A 24,381-nucleotide genomic window follows, 5' to 3' on the forward strand; every position below is an offset into this window, starting at 1 on the left:
TCCGCCGCGGACCTTCCGGTCCGGGCGGCGGCCCCCGTGCGGCGTCGGATCAAGACTGCTCCCGGCGAGGCCTCAGCCGGCGTAGTCGCCGGTCAGCGCCACGGCCTCGGCGTGGTCACCGCGCTCGGTGACGCCGCCCGCGACCCAGGCGTCCACTCCGCGGTCGGCGAGGGTCGTGAGGGCCACGTCCACGGACTCCTGCGGGACGACCGCGACCATGCCGACGCCCATGTTCAGCGTCTTCTCCAGCTCCAGGCGCTCGACGCCGCCGAGCTTGCCCACGGTGTCGAAGACCGCGCCCGGCGTCCACGTCGACCGGTCGACCGTGGCGTGGAGGTGGTCCGGGATCACCCGGGCCAGGTTGTTCGCGAGGCCGCCGCCCGTGATGTGCGAGAAGCCGTGCACCTCGGCCGTACGGGTGAGGGCCAGGCAGTCCAGCGAGTAGATCCGCGTGGGCTCCAGGAGCTCCTCGCCGAGGGTGCGGCCGAACTCCGGAACCTCCCGGTCCAGCTCCCAGCCGGCCCGGTCGAAGAGCACATGGCGGACCAGCGAGTACCCGTTCGAGTGAAGTCCGGACGAGGCCATCGCGATGACGACGTCACCCGTACGGATGCGATCGGCGCCCAGCACGCGGTCGGCCTCGACCACGCCGGTGCCCGCACCGGCCACGTCGAACTCGTCCGCGCCGAGCAGGCCCGGGTGCTCGGCGGTCTCGCCGCCGACCAGCGCGCAGCCGGCGAGCACACAGCCCTCGGCGATGCCCTTGACGATCGCGGCCACCCGCTCGGGGTAGACCTTGCCGACGCAGATGTAGTCGGTCATGAACAGCGGCTCGGCGCCGCAGACGACCAGGTCGTCCACGACCATGCCGACCAGGTCGTGGCCGATGGTGTCGTACACGCCCATGCGGCGGGCGATGTCGACCTTCGTGCCGACGCCGTCCGTGGCGGAGGCCAGGAGGGGACGCTCGTACCGCTTGAGCGCGCTCGCGTCGAAGAGCCCGGCGAAGCCGCCGAGGCCGCCGACGACCTCGGGTCGGGTGGCCTTCTTCACCCACTTCTTCATGAGCTCGACGGCGTGATCGCCCGCTTCGATGTCGACGCCCGCGCTTGCGTAGCTGGCACCGGTGGTCTCAGACATTGCTGGGAACTTTCGTGTCGTTCGGTACTACGAGGGCGTTCTACGGACGACGGAGCGCATCGGCGGCGTCCGCGCCACCGGCCAGCTCGGTCTCCAGCAGCTGCTTGCCGAGCAGCTCGGGGTCGGGGAGCTCCATGGGGTACTCGCCGTCGAAGCAGGCGCGGCACAGGTTCGGCTTGGCGATGGTGGTCGCCTCGATCATGCCGTCGAGCGAGATGTACGCGAGGGAGTCCGCGCCGAGCGACCGGCCGATCTCCTCGACGCTCATGCCATTGGCGATCAGCTCGGCCCGGGTGGCGAAATCGATGCCGAAGAAGCACGGCCATTTCACCGGCGGGGAGGAAATCCGCACGTGCACCTCGGCGGCGCCGGCCTCGCGGAGCATCCGGACCAGCGCGCGCTGGGTATTGCCGCGGACGATGGAATCGTCGACGACGACCAGGCGCTTGCCCTTGATGACTTCCTTGAGCGGATTCAGCTTCAGCCGGATGCCGAGCTGGCGGATGGTCTGGCTCGGCTGGATGAAGGTCCGGCCGACATAGGAATTCTTGACCAGACCCGTGCCGTACGGAATGCCGCTGGCCTCTGCGTAACCGACGGCGGCCGGGGTGCCGGATTCCGGAGTCGGTATCACCAGATCGGCGTCGACCGGGGCCTCGGCGGCGAGCCTGCGGCCCATTTCCACCCGGGACAGATAGACGTTCCGGCCCGCTATGTCGGTGTCGGGACGGGCCAGGTACACGTACTCGAAGACACAGCCCTTGGGGCGGGCCTCGGCGAAGCGGCTGGTGCGCACGCCGTGCTCGTCGATGGCGATGAGCTCGCCCGGCTCGATCTCGCGGACGAACGTGGCGCCGCAGATGTCCAGGGCGGCCGTCTCCGAGGCCACCACCCAGCCGCGCTCCAGGCGGCCGAGGACGAGCGGGCGGATGCCCTGCGGGTCCCGGGCGGCGTAGAGCGTGTGCTCGTTCATGAAGACGAGGCAGAAGGCGCCCTTGACGTCGGGAAGGACCTTGGCGGCCGCCTCCTCGACGGTCAGCGGCTTGCCCTCCGCGTCGGTCTGGCCCGCGAGCAGGGCCGTGACCAGGTCGGTGTCGTTGGTCGCCGCGACCTGGGTGGCACGGCCGTTCTCCCGGGGGAGGGCCGCGACCATCTCGGCCAGCTCGGCCGTGTTGACCAGGTTGCCGTTGTGACCCAGCGCGATCGAGCCGTGCGCGGTCGCGCGGAAGGTCGGCTGGGCGTTCTCCCACACCGAGGCTCCGGTGGTGGAGTAGCGGGCGTGACCGACCGCGATGTGGCCCTGGAGGGAGCCGAGGGAAGTTTCGTCGAAGACCTGGGAGACCAGTCCCATGTCCTTGAAGACGAGGATCTGGGAGCCGTTGCTCACCGCGATGCCCGCGGACTCCTGTCCACGGTGCTGCAGCGCATACAGCCCGAAATAGGTGAGTTTGGCGACCTCTTCACCCGGAGCCCAGACACCGAAGACGCCGCAAGCGTCCTGGGGGCCCTTCTCGCCGGGGAGCAGGTCGTGGCTGAGTCGTCCGTCACCACGAGGCACACCTTGAGTCTATGGCAGGGAGGAGGTTCATCCGAACCGGGGACGACCGGGGATGGCTCACACCACGCACAGCCACTCGGCGCGCACGGTGAATCACCTTTCGGGGGACATTCGTTCATGCCGTTTGTTCAATCCCACAAAGGGAGTTACGCGAACAGCGGGAGCTGCGCGGAGATGTCCGCGCGTTCGCCGCTCGCGGTGACCGACCCCGCACCGAGGGCACTGGTCCAGTCCGTACGGCCGGTGGCCAGGCGGAGCCAGGTGAGGGGGTCGGTTTCGACCACATTGGGCGGCGTGCCACGGGTGTGCCGGGGGCCGGCCACGCACTGGACCACCGCGAAGGGCGGGATGCGGACCTCGACGGAGCCGCCCGGGGCCTTGGCGGCCAGCGCATCGGCGAGCAGCCGGGTGGCGTTGGCCAAAGCCTGGCGGTCGTAAGGGATCTCGCTGCCGAGCGCGGTCGCGAGATCGCCGGTGCGGACGGCCAGCTCCACGCAGCGCGTGACCAGGAAGTCGTCCAGTCGCATGGCGCCCGCGGGGGTGGCGAGCAGGCGGTCGGGCGGAGTGGCGGCGGCGAGGGCGGCGAAACGGTCCGCTGCGGCGGCCAGGAGGGCGGCGGCGGCGGTTGTGGTCTCTGTGGCTGTGGTTGCTGTAGAGGTGGTTGCTGCGATTGGGTTCGCAGCCCTGGTTGCCCATTCCGCGGCGGTGATCTCCCGCGCGGGCGGGGCCGGTTCCCCGATCAGCCGGGCCACGAGGTCCACCCCCGTGGCGATGTGCCCGAGCAGCTCCCGGACGGTCCGGCCCCCGCACCGGGTGGGCAGCGCGAGCTGCGCCGCGTCCAGGCCTGCGGCGGCGTCCCGTACGTGGCCGAGCTGTGCGGTGACGGCGGCGCGCACCTTGGCGGCGTCGTAGCTGCGTGGACGGGGCTTGCGCGGGGCGGGAGACATGGCTCCGACCCTATTCGGCGCGGGGGGCTTCAGCCCGGGGCTTTTCGGCGCCGGCGGGGAGCGAGCCGAAGTCCCCGAGACCCCGTTCGACCAGGGTGAAAGCGCGCTCCGCGAGATCGAGCGCGCCGGGGAGGACCTCCTCCGCCGACTCGCCCGCGAGCAGGCGCCGGTGGTTGTACTCGTGAACGGCGTAGCGGACGCTCATCAGCTGGGCCGCGACCACAGGAGCGAGCTCGGCGTCGGGGCCTTCCGCGGCGGCGGCCAGCTCCTCGGCCAGGAGCATCTGGGCGTGGCGTACGTACTCGTGGGCGCGGACGAGCAGGGCCGGGGTCTCCTGGATCAGCCGGCGCACCTGGAGCACGTAGGGGTCGTCGCTCATGCCGACGGACGCGTCGCGGGCGTTGAGCGCGGCCACGAACGCCCTGCGGAAGGCGGCGACGGCGGACTCGCCGGGGCGCCTGTCGCGCACGGAGCGGGCGGCGTCACCGATGTGCTCCTGCATGGGGCCGAGGACCAGGTCCTCCTTGGAGGACATGTAGTTGAAGACCGTCATCTTCGAGACCTCGGCGGCCAGGGCCACTTCGGCGACCGACACCTGGTCGTAGCCGCGCTCCAGGAACAGCTCCACGGCGGTCTTCCACAGCGTGCGGCGGGTCTGGATCTTCTTGCGCTCGCGCAGGCTCAGCCCTTCGGTCATGGCACGACTGTACCAGGATGAAATTTTGACCGGACCGACAAACTTACCCGATAGAAGAATTGACTCGGTACACGCTCTCGGGGCATGGTGAGGGCGCGCCGCTTCCATCGGCGTCCACGAGCGACTCCGGAGGGGGAAGAAGGGTGCATTCATCCACGGCGGCGGGGCAGTTGGCCACGGAGCCAGGGCCGGCGGAAGGGCCGGCGAGAGGGGCTGCGGGGGGAACTGCCGAAGCTCCGGCGCCGGTCACGGGTGGCCGGCCGGCCGGGCCTCTGATGACCGCCGGGCAGCGCAAGATCGCCTTCGTCGTCTGCCTGGCCACGATGCTGCTGGCCGTGCTCGACCAGAACATCGTCTCGGCCGTCACCATCCCGATCGTCCAGGACCTCGACCCCGTGCACGGCATCGACCGGGTGCCATGGCTGATCAGCGCCTTCGCCCTCGCCTCGACCGCGGCCCTGCCGCTCTACGGCAAGCTGTGCGACACGCTCGGCGCGCGCAAGGTGTTCCTGAGCGCCGTAGCGGCGTTCCTCGTCGGATCGGCGCTGTGCGGAGCCGCGCAGTCCATGGCGCAGCTCATCGCCTTCCGCGCGGTCCAGGGCATCGGCGGCGGTGGGCTGATGAGCGTCACGATGGTCGTGATCGCCCAGCTCAAGGCCGGTGCGGCCGAAGAGCCGGCGGACGCGAAGGCCGGGGGCGCGAAGGGCGGCGGCTCAAAGGGTGGTGGCGGCGGGGCGGGGATCGGCGGCATCGTGGCGGGCTCCGGCATGGCGCTCGGGCCCGTGCTGGGCGGATTCCTCGCCGATCACGCCGACTGGCGCTGGGTGTTCTACGTGAACCTGCCCATCGGCCTCGCCGTACTCGCCGCGGCAGCAGCCGTGCTCAAGCTCCCCCAGCACCACGGCACGCGCCACCGGATCGACTTCCTCGGCGCCGGGCTCGCAGCGGCCTTCTCCACGGCCGTCCTGCTCGTCACCGAATGGGGCGGCAAGGAGTACGCGTGGGACTCCCCCGCCATCCTCGGGATGATCGCGGCGAGCGTGCTGCTGCTCGGCCTGTTCCTGTGGCGGCAGGCGACGGCGGCCGAGCCCGTCCTGCCGCTGTCCCTGTTCAAGATCCCCGTGCTGCGCACCTCGTTCGCGCTGCAGGCGCTCATCGGGACGGCCCTGATGGGGTCGATGATCTACGTGATCGTCTATCTGCAGCTCGTGCGCGGCATAGCCGCCACGGACGCCAGCCTCTTCCTGATTCCCATGGCCGCCGGGCTCTCGGTCATCGGCATCGTCACCGGCAAACTGACGGCGCGCGGCTGGCCGCAGAAGACGTTCATCGTCACCGGCACGGCCGTCACGGCAGCAGCCATGGGGCTGCTGGCGACCCTCGGTGCGGACACCGGCCTGTGGGTCGTCGGCCTGGCACTGCTGCTGCTCGGCCTGGGGTTCGGCCAGCTGCTCGGCCAGCTGATCCAGCTGACGCAGGAGTCCGCGCCGCCCCGCCAACTGGGCGTGGCCACCACGGGAATCCGCTTCTTCCAGTCCCTGGGCGGCGCGCTGGGCGCCTCCCTCTTCGGCACGGTGCTGGCCCGGGTGTACGAGGCGAAGGGCCCCGGCGGGTCGGCGGGCCGCATAGCCGCGCTCGGCGGAGAGGCGCACGCCCAGGCGATACGGGCGTTCGTCTCCGGCGTCGACACGGTGTTCGCCTGTGCCGCAGGAGCGATGCTGGTGGCTCTGCTGCTGGCGATACGCCTGCGAGTGCCCCGCCCCTGACGCTCCCGCCCGGGCTCCGCCCGGATCCGCCGTCCCGGTGGCGGGGCGGGCTCCCAAGGGAGCCGGCCCCCGCCACCGGGCACGTCAGGCGGACCTGCGGCAGGCGGTCCTACGCGAGCAGCGCCGGGATCGTGGCCTCGTGGGCCTTGCGCAGCTCGGCCAGCGGAATGCTGAACTGGCCCTGCACGTCGATCTCCTCGCCGTCGACGACACCGATCCGGGTCGCGGGCAGGCCCCGCGCTCCGCACATGTCGGTGAACCGCAGCTCCTCGCTCCGCGGGACCGCGACGACCGCGCGGCCGGCGGACTCGGAGAGGAGGAAGACGAACGGGTCGATGCCGTCGGGCACGATGATCCGCGCGCCCTTGCCGCCGCGCAGGCACGACTCCACCAGTGCCTGGATCAGACCGCCGTCGGAGAGGTCGTGCGCGGCGTCGACCATGCCGTCGCGCGAGGCGGAGATCAGGATCTCGCCGAGCAGCTTCTCGCGGTCCAGGTCCACGGCCGGCGGCAGCCCGCCGAGGTGGTCGTGGACCACCTGGGACCAGGCCGAACCGCCCAGCTCCTCCTTGGTGTCACCCAGCAGGTAGAGCAGGTGGCCCTCGTCGGAGAAGGCGATCGGCGTCCGGCGGTTGACGTCGTCGATGACGCCGAGCACCGCGACCACGGGGGTCGGGTGGATGGCGGTCTCACCGGTCTGGTTGTACAGCGAGACGTTGCCGCCGGTGACCGGGGTGCCGAGCGCGAGGCAGCCGTCCGCCAGGCCGCGCGTGGCCTCCGCGAACTGCCACATGACGGCCGGGTCCTCGGGGGAGCCGAAGTTCAGGCAGTTGGAGATCGCCAGCGGGCGGGCGCCGGAGGCGGCCACGTTGCGGTAGGACTCGGCGAGCGCGAGCTGCGCGCCCGTGTACGGGTCGAGCTTGGCGTAGCGGCCGTTGCCGTCCGTGGCGACGGCGACACCGAGGTTGGTGTCCTCGTCGACGCGGACCATGCCGGAGTCCTCCGGCTGCGCGAGGACGGTGTTGCCCTGCACGAACCGGTCGTACTGGTCCGTGATCCAGGACTTGGAGGCCTGGTTCGGCGAGGAGATCACCTTGAGGACCTGCGCGCGCAGCTCCTCGGCGGTCGCCGGCCGGGCCAGCTTGTTCGCGTCGTCGGCCTGGAGGGCGTCCTGCCAGTCCGGACGGGCGTACGGGCGCTCGTAGACCGGGCCCTCGTGGGCCACGGTGCGCGGCGGCACGTCCACGATCTGCTCGCCGTGCCAGAAGATCTCCAGCCGGTCGCCGTCGGTGACCTCACCGATGACGGTGGCGATGACGTCCCACTTCTCGCAGATCTCCAGGAAGCGGTCGACCTTGCCGGGCTCGACGATCGCGCACATGCGCTCCTGCGACTCGCTCATGAGGATCTCCTCGGGCGAGAGCGTCGCGTCGCGCAGCGGCACGCGGTCCAGCTCGACGCGCATGCCGCCGGAGCCGGCGCTGGCCAGCTCGCTGGTGGCGCAGGACAGGCCGGCGCCGCCGAGGTCCTGGATGCCGTCGACCAGGTCCTCGCGGAAGATCTCCAGGGTGCACTCGATGAGGAGCTTCTCCTGGAAGGGGTCGCCGACCTGGACGGCGGGACGCTTGGCGGGCTTGCTGTCGTCGAAGGTCTCGGAGGCCAGGACCGAGACGCCGCCGATGCCGTCGCCGCCGGTGCGGGCGCCGTAGAGGATGACCTTGTTGCCGGCGCCGGAGGCCTTCGCGAGGTGGATGTCCTCGTGCTTCATCACGCCCACGCACAGGGCGTTGACCAGCGGGTTGCCCTGGTAGCAGGCGTCGAAGACGACCTCGCCGCCGATGTTGGGCAGGCCCAGGCAGTTGCCGTAGCCGCCGATGCCCGCGACGACGCCCGGCAGGACGCGCTTGGTGTCGGGGTGGTCGGCGGCGCCGAAGCGCAGCGGGTCCATGACGGCGACCGGGCGGGCGCCCATCGCGAGGATGTCGCGGACGATGCCGCCGACGCCGGTGGCCGCGCCCTGGTAGGGCTCGATGTACGACGGGTGGTTGTGCGACTCGACCTTGAAGGTGACCGCGTAGCCCTGGCCGACGTCGACGACGCCGGCGTTCTCGCCGATGCCGACGAGGAGGGCGTCGTTCTCGGGGGCCTTCTCGCCGAACTGGCGGAGGTGGACCTTGCTCGACTTGTACGAGCAGTGCTCGGACCACATGACGGAGTACATCGCGAGCTCGGCGCCGGTGGGACGGCGGCCGAGGATGGTGCGGATGCGCTCGTACTCGTCCTGCTTCAGGCCCAGTTCGGCCCACGGCTGGTCGGTGTCGGGGGTCTCGTTGGCGTGCTTGACGGTGTCGAGAGTCATGAGGTGCTGACCAGCTTCTTCAGGATCGAGGTGAAGAATCCGAGCCCGTCCGTGCGGCCGGTGCCGACGCCCGGCTCGACGGCGTGTTCGGGGTGCGGCATCAGGCCGACGACGTTGCCGGCGGCGTTGGTGATGCCGGCGATGTCGCGGAGCGAGCCGTTGGGGTTGCCGTCCAGGTAGCGGAAGGCGACGCGGCCCTCGGCCTCCAGCTCGTCCAGGGTGCGCTCGTCGGCCACGTAGCGGCCGTCGATGTTCTTCAGCGGGACGGAGATCTCCTGGCCCGCTTCGTAGTCGGACGTCCAGGCGGTGTCCGCGTTCTCGACGCGGAGCTTCTGGTCGCGGCAGATGAAGTGCAAGTGGTTGTTGCGCAGCATCGCGCCGGGCAGCAGGTGGCTCTCAGTGAGCACCTGGAAGCCGTTGCAGATGCCGAGGACGGGCATGCCGCCCCGGGCCTGCTCGATGACGGTCTCCATGACCGGCGAGAAGCGGGAGATGGCACCCGCCCGCAGGTAGTCGCCGTAGGAGAAACCGCCGGGCAGGACCACGGCGTCAACCTGCTTGAGGTCCTTGTCGCGGTGCCAGAGCGGCACGGGCTCGAGCCCGGCGATCCGGACGGCGCGCTGGGTGTCCCGGTCGTCCAGGGTGCCGGGGAAAGTGACGACTCCTACGCGTGCAGTCACGAGTCGACCCGCACGGTGTAGTTCTCGATCACGGTGTTGGCGAGAAACGTTTCCGCCATCTCGTGGATTCGGGCGAGGGCGGCGTCGTCGACCGGACCCTCCACCTCGAGTTCAAAGCGCTTGCCCTGACGGACGTCGGCGATCCCCTCGAAACCCAGGCGAGGCAGCGCGCGCTGCACCGCCTGGCCCTGCGGGTCGAGGATCTCCGGCTTGAGCATGACGTCGACTACGACGCGTGCCACTGGCACTCCCGGTGTGTGGTGCGTGAGCTGAAGCGGTACGGCCAGCGTACAGTCCCGAAAAATCTACGCGCATAGATATGCTGGGCCTCCTGTCACGTTTACGCATCGACACCCGGGACGCCCTGGAAAAATCCCGGGAAAAACGTACGGTCCTGATTGCGAAGCGGCACACGGACCTAATTAACTGGGCTTCACTTTCCAATGCTCTTCGATGTACAAATGAATAACCATTGACCAGGAACGGATCCGGAACATCCGGAACCAGTGCATCTCTGCAGTTCACCGCCGGGATGCCCGCCGAAAGGACCGATATTCGTGGCACAGCGCGTAGTGGTCACACTCTCCGACGACATCGACGGCGGGGAAGCCGCGGAGACGGTTACCTTCGGCCTCGACGGCAAGTCGTACGAGATCGACCTCAACACTGCCAATGCGAAGAAACTGCGGGCAGTCCTCGCGCCTTACCTGGAGGCGGGCCGCAAGCAGTCCCGCTCCGGCAAGGCCTACCGCCGCACCTCCGTCGCCCCCGACCCCGCGGCGGTCCGCGCCTGGGCCCGCTCGCACGGCATGGACGTCCCGCCGCGCGGCCGCATCCCCAAGCGCGTGTACGAGGCCTTCAACTCCGCCGAGTGAGCCGGGCGCCGGGCTGCTGCCGGACTGCGGGCGGCCCGGCGGCGGACGGTCCGCCGGGCCGATTTGCCAAGCACCCCGGATGATCAGCTAGAGTCTGGATCACGCCGCGGGGCGAGGCCGGGAAACCGGGCAAACCCCCAGGTCACGCGGGTGTAGCTCAGCAGTAGAGCGCCCCCTTTCCAAGGGGGAGACGCAGTGTGCGATTCCTGTCACCCGCTCTGAACGTCCTCCGGCCACAGTTGTGGTCCGGCGGGACGGATCATGCGGGTGTAGCTCAGTAGTAGAGCGCCCTCTTTCCAAGAGGGAGGCGCAGTGTGCGATTCCTGTCACCCGCTCTGATCGCTTGACGGTCCACTTCCGTGGGCCGGACCGGCGATCCATGCGGGTGTAGCTCAGTAGTAGAGCGCCCCCTTTCCAAGGGGGAGGCGCAGTGTGCGATTCCTGTCACCCGCTCTCATCACGGTTACCGGCCACGCAAGTGGATCAGGTAGAGTGATGCACGCACCGCCCGGCGGCTCCTCATTCGAGAAGCTCACGGTCGGAAGCATGCGGACGTAGCTCAGTTGGTAGAGCACCACCTTGCCAAGGTGGATGTCGCGAGTTCGAGTCTCGTCGTCCGCTCAGTTGAACGAAGGCCCCGGTCATCACGACCGGGGCCTTCGTCGTGTCACCGGCACCTCCTCCCGGCGCTGATGACATTCGTCATCCGAAGACATGACAGGCCGCACTGATCCGGGCCCGGATCCGGCGGGAGCCTTGAGTCATGGACATCGGGGACAGTGTGATCGACGTCTCGGGGCTGCGCCGCCGCTACGGCCCGGCCGGGGACAAGGGTTTCGAAGCGGTGCGGGACATCTCCTTCACTGTGGCGCGCGGCGAGTTGTTCGCCCTGCTCGGCACGAACGGCGCGGGCAAGACCTCCACGGTCGAGCTCCTGGAGGGCCTCGCCAAGCCGACCGCGGGCGAGGTGCGGGTGCTCGGGCACGATCCGTATGCGGAGCGGAGCGCCGTGCGGCCGCGGATCGGAGTGATGCTCCAGGAAGGCGGCTTCCCTTCGGACCTGACCGTCACGGAGACGGTCCGGATGTGGGCCGACTGCACCACCGGGGCCCGCCCCGTGGCGGAGGCCCTGGAGCTGGTCGGCCTCGGCGGGCGCAAGGCCGTCCGCATCAAGCAGCTCTCCGGCGGCGAGCGCCGCCGCCTCGATCTCGCGCTCGCCCTCCTGGGCCGCCCGGAGGTCCTCTTCCTCGACGAGCCGACGACCGGCCTCGACCCCGAGGCCCGGCACAACACCTGGGAGCTGGTGCGCCGGCTGCGTGCCGAAGGCACCACCGTGCTGCTGACCACGCACTATCTGGAGGAGGCGGAAGCCCTCGCCGACCAGCTGGCGATCATGCGCGAGGGGCGGATCGTCACCTCCGGGTCCCCGGAGGAAGTGATCGGCAGCTATCCCGCGCGGATCCGCTTCGCCATGCCCGTGGGCTGGTTCGTGGGCGACCTCCCGCCGCTGGCCGAACTGGGCGTCGTGCGGCATGAGGAGGAGCGCGGGCGGATAGAGCTGCAGACCCAGGAGCTGCAGCGGACGCTGACCGGCCTGCTGCTCTGGGCCCGGGACAAGGACATCGAGCTGGAGGGCCTCGACGCCCGGACCGCCTCGCTGGAGGAGGCGTTCCTGGCCATAGCGGGTGCAGGCCCCGCCGGCGAGCCCGCGGATGCGGGAGCGGGTCTCGGTTCCGGCCTCGGTGCCGGCCGCGGTGGGGATTCTGTCGCGGGGAGGAAGGCGTAATGGCAATGGCTGTGTCGATATCGGTGCCGCGGGTGATGGCTCTGGGCCGGGCGGAGTTCACCCTGCTCGGGCGGAACAAGATGGCGCTCTACGTGGCGCTGCTGATGCCGGTGATGATGGTCTGGGCGATGCGGCGTGCCATCGGTGAGGTGGACCTCGGCAAGGCCAGGATGTCGGTCAACGAGGTCGCCCTGACCGGCGCCTTCGGCTACATCCTGCTCTTCGCCGTCTACCAGCACCTGGTCAGTGCCTATGTGGCGCGCCGTGAGGAGCTGGTCCTCAAGCGGCTCCGGACCGGTGAGACCGGGGATGCCGAGATATTGACCGGCACTGCGCTGCCGGCCGTGGCCGTGGCGCTGGCGCAGTGTGTGCTGCTGGTCGTTGCGGGCGTGCTCTGGCTGGACCTGCGGGCGGTCGCCCGGCCCGATCTGATGGCGATCGGGCTCCTGCTGGGGATAGCGATGTCCATAGCCCTGGCCGCGGTGACCGCGAGCTGGGCGAAGACGGTGCAGGGCTCCCAGCTGGTGACCTCGCCGCTGATGCTGATCTCCGTGGCGGGCTCGGGGCTTATGGTGCCCTTGGAGGCCATGCCGGATGTCATGGCGGACATCTGCTCGGTGCTGCCGCTGACGCCGGTGATCCAGCTGGTGCGCGGCGGCTGGCTGGGCGGGATGAGCGCCCATGAGGCCGGGAGCGCGATCTTCACCGGCATCGCCTGGACAATAGTGGCTGCTTACGCTGCCCGGCGGTGGTTCCGCTGGGAGCCGCGGCGGTGACCACGGGGCAGTGGCCGTGAGGCAGTGGCCGTAAGCAAGAGAGCAATGGCCGTGAAGCCGTAAGGCAGTGGCCGTGAAGCAGTGACGAGGACGTGCAAGGGGGCGGGGGCCCATGGGCCTGTGGACGCGGGTGCGGGAGTGGCGGAGCCGCAGCAGGGTCGCCAAGGTCGACATCTATATGCGGTGGTCGCTCTACGGGCTGCCCGTCGTCCTTCCTGCGCTCGGCACGGTCAATGTGCTGGCAGGCTCGGGTCTCACCAGGGCCTGGACGGTGGCGCTGGGCGCAATCCTGACCCTCCAGGGGGCGCTGGGCATTCCCGTATTCCGCCAGTCCATCGACCACTATCTGTGGAAGAAACCCGCGCCCTGGTGGCGGCTGGCCGTGCAAGGGGTGCTGTTCCTCGCGGCGCTCGTCTGCATGGCCGTCTCGTTCCACGCCTACGGCCAGGAGTACGTCTCCACCATCGGCTTGTTCCTGTGGAACGGCAGCCTGTCGGCCCTCGGCCCGTACACCCTGCTGGCCCGCAGGATCCGCAGTTTCATGGGGGCGTGCGCCGCGGTGGCGCTGCTGCTCGGCACCGGCCTCCTGGCGCTCGGGGCCAGCTTCGGGGCCGCGGCCACTGTGACGGTGACGGTGGCCGCCCTCGGGCTGTGGTGCGTGTCCGTCGTGCGGACATCGGGCTGGATGCTGCACGTCCTGTGGGAGCTGGAGACCGCACGGAAGGCCCAGGGGCGGCTGGCGGTCGCGGAGGAGCGGCTGCGGTTCAGCCGGGATCTGCACGACGTCCTCGGCCGGAACCTCGCGGTGATCGCGCTCAAGAGCGAGCTCGCCGTCCAGCTGGCCCGCCGGGGCTCCGCCGACGCGGTGGCCCAGATGAGCGAGGTCCAGCGCATCGCCCAGGACTCCCAGCGTGAGGTCCGGGAGGTCGTGCGGGGCTACCGCGAGGCGGATCTGCACACCGAGCTCGTGGGGGCGCGGGGGGTCCTGTCGGCTGCGGACATCGACTGCCGGATCGATGACACGGTGGGCAAGACCCTGCCGCCGGACGTGCAGGCGGTGCTGGCGTGGGTGGTCCGGGAAGGCACCACCAATGTGCTGCGGCATGCGGACGCCGAGCGGTGTGCCGTGCGGCTGCGGGTCGTGGCGGGGACGACAGCCGTCCTGGTCATGGAGAACAACGGGGTGCGGGAGCCGAAGCGGGTTCCGGGGTCGGGGAGCGGTTCCGGGCTGGCGGGCCTGCGGGAGCGGCTCACGGTGCTGGGCGGCACGCTGACGTACGAGCACCGGTCGAACGCGACGTTCCGGCTGACGGCGGAGGTACCGCTGGCGGATCCGGCCGAGGCGCCGGGTGAAGCGAATGGGGCGGATGAGCCGCATGAGATCGCAGTGCCGGTCGGCGGTACGGTCCCGGTGGGCAAAGCGCCGCTGACCGCTGATGAGGTTCCGGTCACTGGGGGGACGGCATGAGCAACGGCGTCAACATCACGCCGATCCGGGTCATGCTCGCGGATGACGAGCATTTGATCCGGGGTGCGCTGGCCGCGCTGCTGGGCCTGGAGGACGATCTCCAGGTGGTCGCCGAGGCCGCGTCGGGCCCGGAAGCGCTCGCCATGGCCCGGTCGCACCGGCCGGACGTCGCGGTCCTCGATCTCCAAATGCCGGGGGCCGACGGTGTGATGGTGGCCACATCCCTGCGGGCGGAGCTGCCCGCCTGCCGGGCCATGATCGTGACGGGGCACGGCCGGCCCGGGCACCTGAAGCGGGCACTCGAGGCGGGGGTGCGGGGGTTCGTGCCGAAGACCGTCTCGGCACAGAAGCTCGCCGAGATCATCCGGACCGTGCACGGCGGAAGCCGTTATGTGGACCCCGAGTTGGCGGCCGATGCGATCAGCGCGGGCGACTCCCCGCTGAGCCCGCGCGAGGCCGAGCTGCTCGAACTGGCGGAGGGCGGGGCGCCCATCGCGGAGATCGCGGAGCGGGCTTCGCTGACGCCCGGGACGGTCCGCAATTACCTCTCGGCGGCCGCCACGAAGCTGGGCGCGGACAACCGTCACGCGGCCGCGCGCATTGCACGGTCCCAGGGTTGGCTATAGTGGTTCTCGCACCGCACGGGAAACGCGCGGGGCATGCGGACGTAGCTCAGTTGGTAGAGCACCACCTTGCCAAGGTGGATGTCGCGAGTTCGAGTCTCGTCGTCCGCTCCAGTACGAAGGCCCCGGTCATCACGACCGGGGCCTTCGGCGTTTCAAGAGACCTGCGGCGTTCCCAAGGGTCTGCGGCGTGCCCGGGGCCGGCCGCCGTCTCAGCGGGGCCGCGGGAAGCGGATGCGGAAGAGGGCGCCGCCCGTGGGCGCCTGCTCGGCGGTCAGCTCGGCGCCGTGGGCGCGGGCGATCTGGCGGGCCATGGCGAGGCCCAGCCCGGAGCCGGGCAGGGCGCGGGCCTGCCGGGAGCGGTAGAAGCGGTCGAAGACGTAGGGCAGGTCCTCGGCGGAGATGCCGGGGCCGCGGTCGCGGACGGTCAGGTCGAGCCCGCCGTCCGTACGGGCCAGGCGCACGTCGACCGCGCCGCCCGGGGGGCTGAACTTGGCCGCGTTGTCGAGCAGGTTGGACAGCAGCCGGGCGAGGCGGGCCGGGACTCCGGCGACGGTGACGCCTTCCGGGCCCGCCAGGTCGGTGGTGAAGACCGTGCCCGGCCAGTGGCCGCGGGCGTCGGCGACACAGCGTTCCGCCAGCCGGTCGAGGCGGACGTCCTCCACGAACTGCTGCGGCTCCTCGTCCCGGGCCAGCTCGATGAGGTCGTTGACGAGACCCGTGACCTCGCGGAGCTGCCGGCCGAGCGCGGCGGCGGCCCGCTCGCGCTGGGCCGGGGTGAGGCGCTCGGCGCGGGCGAGGAGCTCGGCGTTGGTGCGCAGTGCGGTCAGCGGGGTGCGCAGTTCGTGGGAGGCGTCGGCGACGAGGCGGCGCTGGGCGGCGACGGCCTCCTCCAGTTCGCCGAGCATGGTGTTGAAGCTGGTGGCGAGACTGGTGATCTCGTCGTCGCGGCGGGCCTCGTAGGGGGCGAGCTCGATGCGGTGGGCGGGGTCGCGGGTGGCGGCGATGTGTTCGGCGGTGGCCGTGAGCCGTGTGACGGGGCGCAGGGACGTACGGGAGGCGAAGTAGCCGAGTCCGGCGGCGAGGAGCACGCCGGCGCCGCCGACCGCGCCGAGGAGCAGGCCTGCCTGGCGGACGCCCTTGTCGACGGTGTCGGAGCGCACGGCGACCTGCAGGGCGCGGTGGCCCTTGACCGGCGTGGTCAGCATCCGCATGGCGTGGCCGTCGACGGTGATGTCGCTGTAGTGCTCGCCGAGCGTGCCGGCCGCGACGCGGCGGGTGGCGCCGGTCACGGGCAGCACGAGGCCGTCCTGGTGCGGCGCCGCCGGGTCGGCCCGGACGGTCTGCGCGCAGGCGGGGGCGGCGAGCCAGGTGCACTCGCCGTACAGGGGGCCGGTCGGCTCGCTGCGGCTCTGCTGGGAGATGAGTGTGGCCTGCTGTTTGAGCTGGAGGTCGAGCTGGCGGCCGAGTTCGTAGCGGATGACGACGTAGGCGGCGGCCAGGACGCCCAGGGCGACGAGCGCGACCGCCACGGACGTGACGAGGGCGAGGCGGGCGCGGAGGGGCCTGCGGCCGAGGAGGCGCCTGCGCAGGGCCGTCGGGCTCACTGCTCCGCCAGGCGGTAGCCGATGCCGTGCACGGTGTGGACGAGGCGGGGCGCGCCGCCGGCCTCCAGCTTGCGCCGCAGGTAACCGATGTAGACGGCGAGGGAGTTGGAGTCCGGGCCGAAGTCGGTGCCCCAGACGCGCTGCTGGATGACCTCGCGGGGCAGCGCCTGGCCCGGGTGGTGCATCAGGACGTCGAGCAGGGCGAATTCGGTGCGGGTGAAGACGAGGGGGATGCCGCCGCGCTCGCCGGTGCGGGTGGCGGGGTCGACGGTGAGGTCCGCGAAGGACAGCATGCCCGTGTCCTGGCCGGGCGCTCCCGGGGGTGCGGCGCGGCGCAGCAGGGCCCTGAGGCGGGCCAGGAGCTCGTCCAGGGCGAACGGCTTGACGAGGTAGTCGTCCGCTCCCGCGTCCAGGCCGGCGACGCGGTCGGCGACGGCGTCGCGGGCGGTGAGGACGAGGACGGGCGTGCGGTCGCCCAGCGCGCGCAGTCTGCGGCAGACCGCGAGCCCGTCGAGGACGGGCATGGCCAGGTCGAGGACGATGGCGCCCGGCGGAGCGGCCGCGACGGAGGAGAGCGCCGCCAGGCCGTCGGCCGCCTCGCGGACGTCGTAGCCCTCGACGGCCAGGGCGTCGGCGACGGCCGCCCGTACGTCGGGGTCGTCGTCGACGACGAGCACGGGCGTCTCGGCCATGGCGCCTCCGGCGGGGTTCTGGGGCTGTGGGTGGCTCCAGCGTTTTTGGGGCCGCCCACAGCGTGTCAGGGCTCTCTTAGAGGGCTCTTATTTCGGCACCGCCGGACACGTTCTCGGTGATCTGTCAGGACCAGGACGTGCCGGTGAGGCGCTCGTAGGCCTCGACGTACTTGCCGCGCGTGCGCTCCACCACGTCCTGCGGAAGCTCCGGCGGCGGCTGGTGGCCCGAGCGGTCCCAGCCGGAGGCCGGGGAGGTCAGCCAGTCGCGGACGAACTGCTTGTCGAAGGAGGGCTGTGCCCGCCCCGGCTCCCACGCGTCCGCCGGCCAGAAGCGGGACGAGTCGGGGGTGAGCACCTCGTCCGCGAGGACGAGCTCGCCGCCCGCGTAGCCGAACTCGAACTTCGTGTCGGCGAGGATGACGCCCCGGTCGCGGGCGATGTCGCGGGCCCGCCCGTAGACGGCGAGGGTCGTCTGCCGCAGCAGGGCCGCCGTCTCGGCGCCGACCTGCCGCGCCACCTCCTCGTAGGAGACGTTCTCGTCGTGCTCGCCGACGGCCGCCTTGGTGGCGGGCGTGAAGATCGGGGACGGGAGCTCGGAGCCGTCGGTGAGGCCCTCGGGGAGGGCGAGCCCGCACACCGTGCGCGTCTGCCGGTACTCGGTGAGGCCGGAGCCGGTCAGATAGCCGCGGGCCACGCACTCCACGGGCACCATGTCGAGCGCGCGGCAGATGAGCGTGCGGCCCTCCCAGTCGGCGGGGGCGCCGGCCGGGAGCTCGGTGGAGAGCACGTGGTGGGGGACGAGGTCGATGAGGCGGTCGAACCACCACAGGGACAGCTGAGTGAGGATCCGGCCCTTGTCGGGGATCTCGGTGGGCAGCACCCAGTCGTAGGCGGACATGCGGTCGCTGGCGACCATGACCAGGTTGCCGTCCGCGTCGCGGTAGAGGTCGCGGACCTTGCCGGTGTGCAGATGCACGAGACCGGGCACCTCGATCGGCTCGGGCTTCTCTACGAATCCGGACACGCGTCCTCCTGGTGGTTTGTCCAAGCACCACGATTCTGCCGTACGCGCCCGGACCCGGCGGAGGAGGGTCAGCAGCGCTTGCAGATCCGGTCCAGGAGGTTGGCCGTGGCCCGCTGGATGCGGGTGTCGGTGTGGCCCGGCCGGTCCAGGGCCGGTGACCAGGCGAAGGTGCCCGCGGCGAAGACCAGGGCGCCGCTCGGGGCGCGATAGAGGGACGTCTCCTGGTGGCGCTTGCTGCCCTCGCCGTCCAGGTAGGGCGAGTGGGCCAGGAGGATGCGGCGGGTGTGCTCGGGCAGGGCCGTCCGGGGGTAGTAGCGGTCGGCCTCGCCGGCGACGAGGCCGGGCAGTTCGTCGCCCTCGCCGGCGCCGGTGGCGTCCCACAGCCAGTGGTCGGCGTTGCGGACGACCATGGGGGCGGGCTCGGGGACCCGCCCCGCGTACTGGATGCCCAGCAGCTGCTGCTCGGCGGGCGTGATGTCGCGCCAGAGCGCGGAGCGGCCGGGGCCGCGGCGCTTCCGGCAGGTCATGAGGCGGTCGGGACCGGCCGGCGAGGGGGCGAGCTCGACCTGCCAGTACATGGTGTTGGCGGAGAGGAAGACCAGCGACGTGCCGGAGTCGCGGGCCAGCTCGGCGGCCCGGCGCATGGCCGGCGACCAGTACTCGTCGTGGCCGGGGAAGACCAGGCCCCGGTAGCGGGAGGGGTCGACGCGGCCGGCGTGCAGGTCGCGGGTGTCGGCGTAGGCGAGGTCGTAGCCGTAGCGCTCGGCCCAGCGGATGAAGTCGTACGCGTGGCCCACGTGCAGGGGCAGGCCCGCGCCCGCGAAGGGCCGGTCGAAGGAGACGGTGGTGGCCGCGCCCTCCTCGCCGAGGAGCCGCCCGTGCTCGTCCCAGGCGTGGTAGAGGCTGGCGCCCGTGCGGCCGTCCTCGGGGTAGAGGTTGTAGGCCTGCCAGGTGATGTCGGGCAGGACGAGCAGCAGGTCCGCGGGGTGGGTGTCGCGGACGAGGAAGGGGATGTGGCTGCGGTAGCCGTCGGCGGTGGTCAGGACGGCCACGTACGCTCCGAGGCTCCAGTAGCTGGGGATCTGCAGGCGCCAGGAGAGCCACCAGTGGTGGCAGGACACCGTGCGGTCGACGGTGAGCGGCGCGGGCTGGACGATGCCGGACAGCCGCGGGCTCGTGGTGATCTTCGCGGCGCCGTCGCCCGCGTAGTGGCCGATGCGGTAGACGTCCACGCCGAACTGCTGCGGCGGATCCACGGTGATGCGGAAATCTATGGCCTCGCCGGGGGCGACCGCGCTGTTGGACGCGAAGCCCTTGATCTGGAGGTGGACGTCGTCGGCGGTGCGCGGGCCGCCGCTGCGGGGGGCGGGGATGCGGCCGGCGCCCCGCGCGCCGGGTCTGCCCCTGCCGCCGCCCCCGTCGGCGCCTCCGCCTCCGCGGTCCGGGACGGGGTTCACGTACCACGGGATGATCTGGCCCGTGTCGTCGAAGTAGTGCTCGCTGCCGCGCAGCCAGGGCAGCGGGCCCTGGCCGAAGGGATCGGACACGGCGTGTGCGAGCGCCCCCGACTCCCAGCGGCGGATCTGGTCCATCCCCATGCGTGCTCCCTCCCCTGCGTCACGTCCCCGGCTACGTCCCCGACGCCTGCCGGCTTTCGGTCGTCCCGTTGACCGGTGGTTCCGTTGATCCGGTGGTTCCGGGCGTGGCTCGCTGCAGTCACCGGCGCACAGCAGCCCCCAGCACATCACATACTGCGCCCATCTCGTCACTGCTCGTCGCGAAATTCCCCGGTAAGTGACAGGGCGAAGGATCACCGAGCGTCACGGCGCTCACACCAGGCGGACGGGCTTCTCGGGGCGGACCCCTACCTCGCCGAGCCAGGCGCGCAGCGGCGCGTCGTCGCCGTCCTCGATGAGGGTGAGGACCGTACGGGCCAGGTCGGGGCGGCGGGCGCCGCCGACGAGCAGGGCCGGGCCGTCGAGCCAGTCCAGGCCGGGGGAGGCTCCGGCGGTGTCCACGGCGGCGCAGCAGACCATGGCCGTCACGTGGTCGGCGAGCAGCTCGCGGCCGCTGCGGGGCGGCTGGAGCGGGAAGAGCGGCGTGAGGCCGTCCACCCAGGGGTCGGCGGCTGCCGTGCCGAAGGTGCCGCTCTGCCGCGCCGTGAGCTCTTCCTGGGCGGCCTCCCGGGCCACCTCGGCGCCGAGCCGGGCGCCCAGCTCCTCCGCGACCCCGCCGGCGGCGGGGCCCGCCAGCCGCTCCAGGACCCGCGCCACGGTGGGCGCCGCGGCCATGCCCTCGGGTGCCACGGGGACGGGAGTGAGGGCCGGCAGGGCTTCGAGGACGTCGAGGACGCGGTGCAGGCGGGCGGCCTCCAGCCGCCACTTGCGGTCCACGACCTCCTCCGGATACTGGCTCCAGGCCACCGGCGACCAGTCCGGGCCCGTCTCGGCCGGGCCGCCGTGGAAGAGCCGGGCCGCCAGCAGGGACGCGGCCTCGTCGATCGTGCCCGGCTCCTCCAGCAGATCGCAGGCCGGGCGCTCCCCCAGGCGGGAGGCGAAGCCCTCCGCGAGCCGGTCGCGGCGGGAGAGCTCGGTGAGCGCGGAGACGACGCCCGCGTCGAGCCGGGAGGGCCAGCGGCCCATGCGCCAGGCGGGCAGCGCGACCCTGTTCAGCAGCCGGTCCCAGCCGGCGTAGGCGAGGCCCACCTGCTCCTGGGCGACGATCCGCAGGCCGTAGTCCACGCTCTGGGCGCGCTCGGAGGCGGCCGCCGCGACCCCCCGCTCCATCTCGGCCGCGTGCGCCCGGCAGGAGTGCAGCAGCAGCCGGGCCACGCCGCCGACGAACGCCAGCGCGGGCCGGCCCGCCGCGACCGCCACGGCGGCGTCCAGCCCGCGGACGAAGCGGCGGGCGGCGGCTATGTCGGGGTGGGCCGAGGGGCCCGTGCCGGCGACCACCGGGGCCAGCAGGGCGCGCAGCTCTGCCACGCGCATCCACCACAGGAAGGGCGAGCCGATCACCAGCACCGGCGCGGCCGTCGAGCGGCGGCGCGGGCGGTGCCAGGAGCGGCGGGGGCGCGGCGGGCCGTTCGCCGGGTGGGTGCGGTCCTCCAGCCAGCTGTCGCAGTCCGGGGTGAGGGCCATCGCCGACGGGGCCGGGACCTCCAGCCGCTCCGCGAGGTCGCGGACCAGGCGGTAGAGGTCGGGGGCCTTCTCCTCGGGGACGGGGACCGTGGGGCTCAGGGCCGGCCTGGCCCTGACGACCACGGCGGCCACGGCGGCCGCGGCCGTCAGGGCGAGCACCGCGGCGCCGGCGAGCGCCCAGCGGGCGGCGGACCAGCCGCCGCCGTCCGGGATGCGGCCCATCGCGATGCCCGCCGCCAGCACGGCGGCGGCTGCCGCGGGCAGCAGGGCGACGGCCAGCGCGACGCTGCGGATGCGCAGCACCGCGAGGGCTTGGGCGCGTGCGACGAGCACGCCTGCTTCCGGACCTGCCACGAGACCGATCACCCCCTGTTGCCAGTTTGTGCTCCGTCGGACCGAGGAGTGCGACAGCGGACGCAACGCCGGGGCGTTGCCTTTCCCCCCACTGTGGCACCGGCCTCTGACATCGCAATGCCGGTGGGCCAGTTGCCTGATGCCGGCGCTCTTGCCCGCCCCTCCGCGCATCTCTGTTTGCCTTCGGGGTTTGTCTTCGGGCCCGGCACCTCGCCTGCGCGGCACCCTAGTTGGGGGTGGGGCGCGCGTCAGCTAGTTAGCCAACCGGTCACCCGATGGAATGGCTTTGGGCAAAGCCTTGGCCCTTGCCGGGCGGGGCGGGCGTATAGGGGGCGCGGGGCGGGTCCGGCACCGCCGGATACGCGGGTGGGGGCTGCGCGCCGTCGTGGCGGACGTTCCGCCGTGGGGCGGCCCTTGGGAGGCTGCGGGCGGCCCCCGGGGCGCTGCGGGGTGGCTCCGCGTGCCGTCACAGGCTCGGGAGCTGGTGCCGCCCCGGTGTCCCCGGGGCGGCAGCGAGCGGCGGTTACGCGGACTCGGCCGCGCGCGCAGCGATGTCGCTGCGGTGGTGGGAGCCGGCGAGGCGGACGTGGGAGACCGCCTCGTAGGCGCGCGTGCGAGCGGCCTGCAGGGACGGGCCCGTGGCCGTCACGGACAGGACGCGGCCGCCCGCGCTGACCACGCGGCCCTCCGCGTCGGACGCGGTCCCGGCGTGCAGGACGTACGCGCCGTCGACCGCGGCGGCCTCCTCCAGCCCCTCGATGACGTCGCCCGTGCGCGGCGTCCCCGGGTAGTTGTGCGAGGCGACGACGACCGTCACGGCCGCCCCGTCGCTCCACCGCAGCGGCGGCAGGGACGCGAGCGTGCCCGTGGCGGCAGCGTGCAGCAGCCCGGCCAGGGGCGTCTTCAGGCGGGCGAGGACGACCTGCGTCTCCGGGTCGCCGAAGCGCGCGTTGAACTCGATCACGCGGACGCCGCGCGAGGTGATCGCGAGCCCCGCGTAGAGCAGGCCGGAGAAGGGCGTGCCGCGGCGGCGCAGCTCGTCCACGGTCGGCTGCAGGACGGTCTGCAGGACCTCGTCGACCAGCTTGGGGGCGGCCCAGGGCAGCGGCGAGTACGCGCCCATGCCGCCCGTGTTCGGGCCCTCGTCGCCGTCGAGGGCGCGCTTGAAGTCCTGGGCGGGCTGGAGGGGGACGACGGTCTCGCCGTCGGTGACGGCGAAGAGGGAGACCTCGGGGCCGTCCAGGAACTCCTCGATGACGACGCGGCCGCAGGCGAGCGCGTGCTCGCGGGCGATCCCCAGGTCGCCGGTGACGACGACGCCCTTGCCGGCGGCCAGGCCGTCGTCCTTGACGACGTACGGCGCACCGAAGGCGTCGAGGGCGGCGTCGATCTCCGCGGGCGTGGTGCACACGTAGGCGCGGGCCGTGGGCACCCCGGCCGCGGCCATGACGTCCTTGGCGAACGCCTTGGAGCCCTCCAGCTCCGCGGCCCGCGCCGAGGGGCCGAAGACGGCGAAGCCCCGCTCGCGCAGGACGTCGGACACGCCTGCGACCAGCGGGGCCTCGGGGCCGACGACCACCAGGTCCGCGCCGAGGGAAGCGGCGAGACCGGCGACGGCCGCGCCGTCGAGGGCGTCCACCTGGTGCACCTCGGCGACCTCGGCGATCCCGGCATTGCCGGGGGCGCAGTGCAGCGCGGTGACGTCGGGGTCGAGGGACAGAGAGCGGCACAGGGCGTGTTCGCGGGCGCCGCCGCCGATGACGAGGACCTTCACACCGGTCACCCTATTGCCTCGTCGACTGATCGCTTTCCAGGGTCCGTATGACGATCCGCGTGGCGGCCCGCTGACGGCGTACAGAAACGTCACTGCAGCCGCCCCGCACGGCCGGCGGGCCACCGCAGGGCAACCCGGCGACCTCATCCCCGGCCCCGCGACCCACTCTTTCGAGTGATGCCGAACTGCGGCTTATACCGGATTCGTCTGCGCTTACGGGCGGAAAAGCAGCGATCTTGTCCCCAAGACCGACCGTTCGGCGGTAGGAAGGGGGCTCGCGATCCGCATGCGGCAGAGGGAGTGCACGGGTGAGCCAGCCGGAGATGCAGCCCGAAGGGCTCCCCCGCGAGCAGAGTGGGAGGCACCGTGGCGACCTGCGCGGCCGCACCTTCCCGCTCGGCGACTGGGGGGAACCGGCGGAGCGTCTCGATGAGCTGTACCGCTGGGTGGAGAACGGCGCCCTGTATCTGGTCGACTGGTATCTGGCGGACCGCGCCTGGAAACGCAGGTGGGCGCGCGCACTGCGCATCGGCGCCGCGGTCTGCGCGGTGGTGGGCTCGGCCCTGCCGCTGCTGCAGCTGACGAACGTCGTCGCCACGGGCTGCGCCTGGGGGTTCCTCGTGCTGCTCGGGTCGGTCGCCTGCGTCGCCTGCGACCGCTACTTCGGCCTGACGTCCGGCTGGATGCGGGCCGTCGCCACGGCACAGGCCGTGCAGCGGCGGCTGGAAGCGCTGCAGTTCGACTGGGCGTCGGAGTGCGTCCGTGAGGTGCTCGGCCCGACCGAGGGCACGGCCAGTGAGGCGGCCGAGCGCTGTCTGAGCGTCCTGCGGCGCTTCTCCGAGGACGTCTCGGAGCTCGTCCGGGCGGAGACGGCCGACTGGATGGTGGAGTTCCGTGCGGGGCCGACGCCGCTGCTCACGCAGTCGCTGGTGTCGTGGGGGCCCCGGGGGGAGGGCGGCGGCCCGCTGCCGCGCTTCCCGCTGCCCCCCGGGACCCGGCCGAACATGCCGCGGCAGCGGCCCCCGGAGTCCCCGCGCTGAGCCGATTCCCCGCGGGGGCCCTGCTCCCCGCGGAGCCCCCGCGCTGAACACTGGACCGGCCCCGGGCACTGCTCG

20 protein-coding genes and 5 tRNA genes are annotated in these 24,381 nt (G+C 72.1%); 12 read left to right on the plus strand and 13 right to left on the minus strand.

The window, feature by feature from the left end; all coding sequences use genetic code 11:
* Positions 1-72 precede the first annotated feature (72 nt).
* From purM to ACFZCD_RS05180, 4 genes are all read right to left on the minus strand, one after another.
* A complete protein-coding gene (gene purM / locus ACFZCD_RS05165) occupies positions 73-1,140 on the minus strand; it encodes a phosphoribosylformylglycinamidine cyclo-ligase (RefSeq protein ID WP_391828052.1) in 1,068 nt (355 codons plus the stop codon).
* Positions 1,141-1,180: 40 nt separating this feature from the next.
* Positions 1,181-2,698 carry an amidophosphoribosyltransferase gene (gene purF / locus ACFZCD_RS05170; protein WP_391828054.1) on the minus strand — a complete coding sequence of 506 codons (1,518 nt, stop codon included), beginning with the start codon at positions 2,696-2,698 and terminating at the stop codon, positions 1,181-1,183.
* 146 nt (positions 2,699-2,844) lie between these two features.
* Positions 2,845-3,645, minus strand: coding sequence for a sterol carrier family protein (locus ACFZCD_RS05175; protein ID WP_391828056.1), 801 nt, complete (start codon positions 3,643-3,645; stop codon positions 2,845-2,847).
* Positions 3,646-3,655: 10 nt separating this feature from the next.
* Positions 3,656-4,342, minus strand: a complete 687-nt coding sequence (locus tag ACFZCD_RS05180; RefSeq protein ID WP_391828068.1) for a TetR/AcrR family transcriptional regulator — start codon at positions 4,340-4,342, stop codon at positions 3,656-3,658.
* A gap of 275 nt (positions 4,343-4,617) precedes the next feature.
* Between ACFZCD_RS05180 and ACFZCD_RS05185 the strand changes: the two genes are divergently transcribed.
* Positions 4,618-6,108, plus strand: coding sequence for an MFS transporter (locus ACFZCD_RS05185; protein ID WP_391828070.1), 1,491 nt, complete (start codon positions 4,618-4,620; stop codon positions 6,106-6,108).
* 109 nt (positions 6,109-6,217) lie between these two features.
* Here the strand turns inward: ACFZCD_RS05185 and purL are convergent, their stop codons facing one another.
* Genes purL through purS form a run of 3 tightly spaced genes read right to left on the minus strand, consistent with a single transcriptional unit; the run spans position 6,218 to position 9,389 of the window.
* Positions 6,218-8,467 carry a phosphoribosylformylglycinamidine synthase subunit PurL gene (purL, locus tag ACFZCD_RS05190; RefSeq protein ID WP_391828072.1) on the minus strand — a complete coding sequence of 750 codons (2,250 nt, stop codon included), beginning with the start codon at positions 8,465-8,467 and terminating at the stop codon, positions 6,218-6,220.
* On the minus strand, positions 8,464-9,147 hold the full coding sequence (purQ, locus tag ACFZCD_RS05195; RefSeq protein ID WP_391828074.1) for a phosphoribosylformylglycinamidine synthase subunit PurQ: 684 nt from the start codon (positions 9,145-9,147) through the stop codon (positions 8,464-8,466). Before purQ ends, purL begins: the two co-directional genes overlap by 4 nt.
* Positions 9,144-9,389 carry a phosphoribosylformylglycinamidine synthase subunit PurS gene (gene purS, locus ACFZCD_RS05200; RefSeq protein ID WP_391828076.1) on the minus strand — a complete coding sequence of 82 codons (246 nt, stop codon included), beginning with the start codon at positions 9,387-9,389 and terminating at the stop codon, positions 9,144-9,146. The genes purQ and purS overlap by 4 nt, the downstream gene beginning before the upstream one ends.
* Before the next feature lie 315 nt (positions 9,390-9,704).
* Here purS and ACFZCD_RS05205 point away from each other — a divergent pair, with 315 nt between their 5' ends.
* The 10 genes from ACFZCD_RS05205 (at position 9,705) to ACFZCD_RS05250 (ending at position 14,789) form a co-directional block, all read left to right on the plus strand.
* On the plus strand, positions 9,705-10,022 hold the full coding sequence (locus ACFZCD_RS05205; RefSeq protein ID WP_391828078.1) for an Lsr2 family protein: 318 nt from the start codon (positions 9,705-9,707) through the stop codon (positions 10,020-10,022).
* Between the two features lie 146 nt (positions 10,023-10,168).
* Positions 10,169-10,240, plus strand: a tRNA-Gly gene (locus ACFZCD_RS05210).
* 45 nt (positions 10,241-10,285) lie between these two features.
* Positions 10,286-10,357: transfer RNA gene (locus tag ACFZCD_RS05215), tRNA-Gly, on the plus strand.
* 46 nt (positions 10,358-10,403) lie between these two features.
* A tRNA-Gly gene (locus ACFZCD_RS05220) sits at positions 10,404-10,475 on the plus strand.
* A 95-nt stretch (positions 10,476-10,570) separates the two neighbouring features.
* Positions 10,571-10,643, plus strand: a tRNA-Gly gene (locus tag ACFZCD_RS05225).
* Positions 10,644-10,785: 142 nt separating this feature from the next.
* The gene (locus ACFZCD_RS05230; protein ID WP_391828080.1) at positions 10,786-11,808 is read left to right on the plus strand and encodes an ABC transporter ATP-binding protein; all 1,023 of its coding nucleotides are present in this window, start codon (positions 10,786-10,788) and stop codon (positions 11,806-11,808) included.
* A 5-nt stretch (positions 11,809-11,813) separates the two neighbouring features.
* The gene (locus ACFZCD_RS05235; protein ID WP_391828082.1) at positions 11,814-12,584 is read left to right on the plus strand and encodes an ABC transporter permease; all 771 of its coding nucleotides are present in this window, start codon (positions 11,814-11,816) and stop codon (positions 12,582-12,584) included.
* 112 nt (positions 12,585-12,696) lie between these two features.
* Positions 12,697-14,052 carry a sensor histidine kinase gene (locus ACFZCD_RS05240; protein ID WP_391828084.1) on the plus strand — a complete coding sequence of 452 codons (1,356 nt, stop codon included), beginning with the start codon at positions 12,697-12,699 and terminating at the stop codon, positions 14,050-14,052.
* Positions 14,049-14,678 (plus strand): response regulator, encoded by a 630-nt coding sequence (locus ACFZCD_RS05245; RefSeq protein ID WP_391828086.1) that lies wholly within the window; start codon positions 14,049-14,051, stop codon positions 14,676-14,678. Before ACFZCD_RS05240 ends, ACFZCD_RS05245 begins: the two co-directional genes overlap by 4 nt.
* Before the next feature lie 35 nt (positions 14,679-14,713).
* Positions 14,714-14,789 (plus strand) — tRNA-Gly (locus ACFZCD_RS05250).
* A 98-nt stretch (positions 14,790-14,887) separates the two neighbouring features.
* On the opposite strand, the gene ACFZCD_RS05255 is transcribed toward ACFZCD_RS05250, so the two are convergent.
* From ACFZCD_RS05255 to purD, 6 genes are all read right to left on the minus strand, one after another.
* A complete protein-coding gene (locus ACFZCD_RS05255; RefSeq protein ID WP_391828088.1) occupies positions 14,888-16,282 on the minus strand; it encodes an ATP-binding protein in 1,395 nt (464 codons plus the stop codon).
* The gene (locus ACFZCD_RS05260; protein WP_391828090.1) at positions 16,279-16,974 is read right to left on the minus strand and encodes a response regulator transcription factor; all 696 of its coding nucleotides are present in this window, start codon (positions 16,972-16,974) and stop codon (positions 16,279-16,281) included. Before ACFZCD_RS05260 ends, ACFZCD_RS05255 begins: the two co-directional genes overlap by 4 nt.
* Positions 16,975-17,098: 124 nt before the next feature.
* Positions 17,099-17,998: a phosphoribosylaminoimidazolesuccinocarboxamide synthase gene (locus ACFZCD_RS05265; protein ID WP_391828092.1), complete on the minus strand. Its 900-nt coding sequence runs from the start codon at positions 17,996-17,998 to the stop codon at positions 17,099-17,101.
* 68 nt (positions 17,999-18,066) lie between these two features.
* Positions 18,067-19,596 carry a N,N-dimethylformamidase beta subunit family domain-containing protein gene (locus ACFZCD_RS05270; protein ID WP_391828094.1) on the minus strand — a complete coding sequence of 510 codons (1,530 nt, stop codon included), beginning with the start codon at positions 19,594-19,596 and terminating at the stop codon, positions 18,067-18,069.
* Between the two features lie 231 nt (positions 19,597-19,827).
* Positions 19,828-21,501: a hypothetical protein gene (locus tag ACFZCD_RS05275; RefSeq protein ID WP_391828999.1), complete on the minus strand. Its 1,674-nt coding sequence runs from the start codon at positions 21,499-21,501 to the stop codon at positions 19,828-19,830.
* Positions 21,502-22,015: 514 nt separating this feature from the next.
* Positions 22,016-23,266 carry a phosphoribosylamine--glycine ligase gene (gene purD / locus ACFZCD_RS05280; RefSeq protein ID WP_391829000.1) on the minus strand — a complete coding sequence of 417 codons (1,251 nt, stop codon included), beginning with the start codon at positions 23,264-23,266 and terminating at the stop codon, positions 22,016-22,018.
* 323 nt (positions 23,267-23,589) lie between these two features.
* Here purD and ACFZCD_RS05285 point away from each other — a divergent pair, with 323 nt between their 5' ends.
* Positions 23,590-24,306 (plus strand): SLATT domain-containing protein, encoded by a 717-nt coding sequence (locus ACFZCD_RS05285; RefSeq protein WP_391829001.1) that lies wholly within the window; start codon positions 23,590-23,592, stop codon positions 24,304-24,306.
* Positions 24,307-24,381 lie beyond the last annotated feature (75 nt).

The sequence above is a fragment of the Streptomyces sp. NPDC008001 genome (genome assembly GCF_042958085.1).
GTDB lineage: Bacteria > Actinomycetota > Actinomycetes > Streptomycetales > Streptomycetaceae > Streptomyces.

Coding starts and splice junctions, on each gene's coding strand:
- purM (WP_391828052.1), bottom strand. CDS start 1,140: ATGTCTGAGACCACCGGTGCCAGCTACGCAAGCGCGGGCGTCGACATC.
- ACFZCD_RS05175 (WP_391828056.1), bottom strand. CDS start 3,645: ATGTCTCCCGCCCCGCGCAAGCCCCGTCCACGCAGCTACGACGCCGCC.
- ACFZCD_RS05180 (WP_391828068.1), bottom strand. CDS start 4,342: ATGACCGAAGGGCTGAGCCTGCGCGAGCGCAAGAAGATCCAGACCCGC.
- ACFZCD_RS05185 (WP_391828070.1), top strand. CDS start 4,618: ATGACCGCCGGGCAGCGCAAGATCGCCTTCGTCGTCTGCCTGGCCACG.
- purL (WP_391828072.1), bottom strand. CDS start 8,467: ATGACTCTCGACACCGTCAAGCACGCCAACGAGACCCCCGACACCGAC.
- ACFZCD_RS05230 (WP_391828080.1), top strand. CDS start 10,786: ATGGACATCGGGGACAGTGTGATCGACGTCTCGGGGCTGCGCCGCCGC.
- ACFZCD_RS05235 (WP_391828082.1), top strand. CDS start 11,814: ATGGCTGTGTCGATATCGGTGCCGCGGGTGATGGCTCTGGGCCGGGCG.
- ACFZCD_RS05240 (WP_391828084.1), top strand. CDS start 12,697: ATGGGCCTGTGGACGCGGGTGCGGGAGTGGCGGAGCCGCAGCAGGGTC.
- ACFZCD_RS05245 (WP_391828086.1), top strand. CDS start 14,049: ATGAGCAACGGCGTCAACATCACGCCGATCCGGGTCATGCTCGCGGAT.
- ACFZCD_RS05260 (WP_391828090.1), bottom strand. CDS start 16,974: ATGGCCGAGACGCCCGTGCTCGTCGTCGACGACGACCCCGACGTACGG.
- ACFZCD_RS05270 (WP_391828094.1), bottom strand. CDS start 19,596: ATGGGGATGGACCAGATCCGCCGCTGGGAGTCGGGGGCGCTCGCACAC.
- ACFZCD_RS05285 (WP_391829001.1), top strand. CDS start 23,590: ATGCAGCCCGAAGGGCTCCCCCGCGAGCAGAGTGGGAGGCACCGTGGC.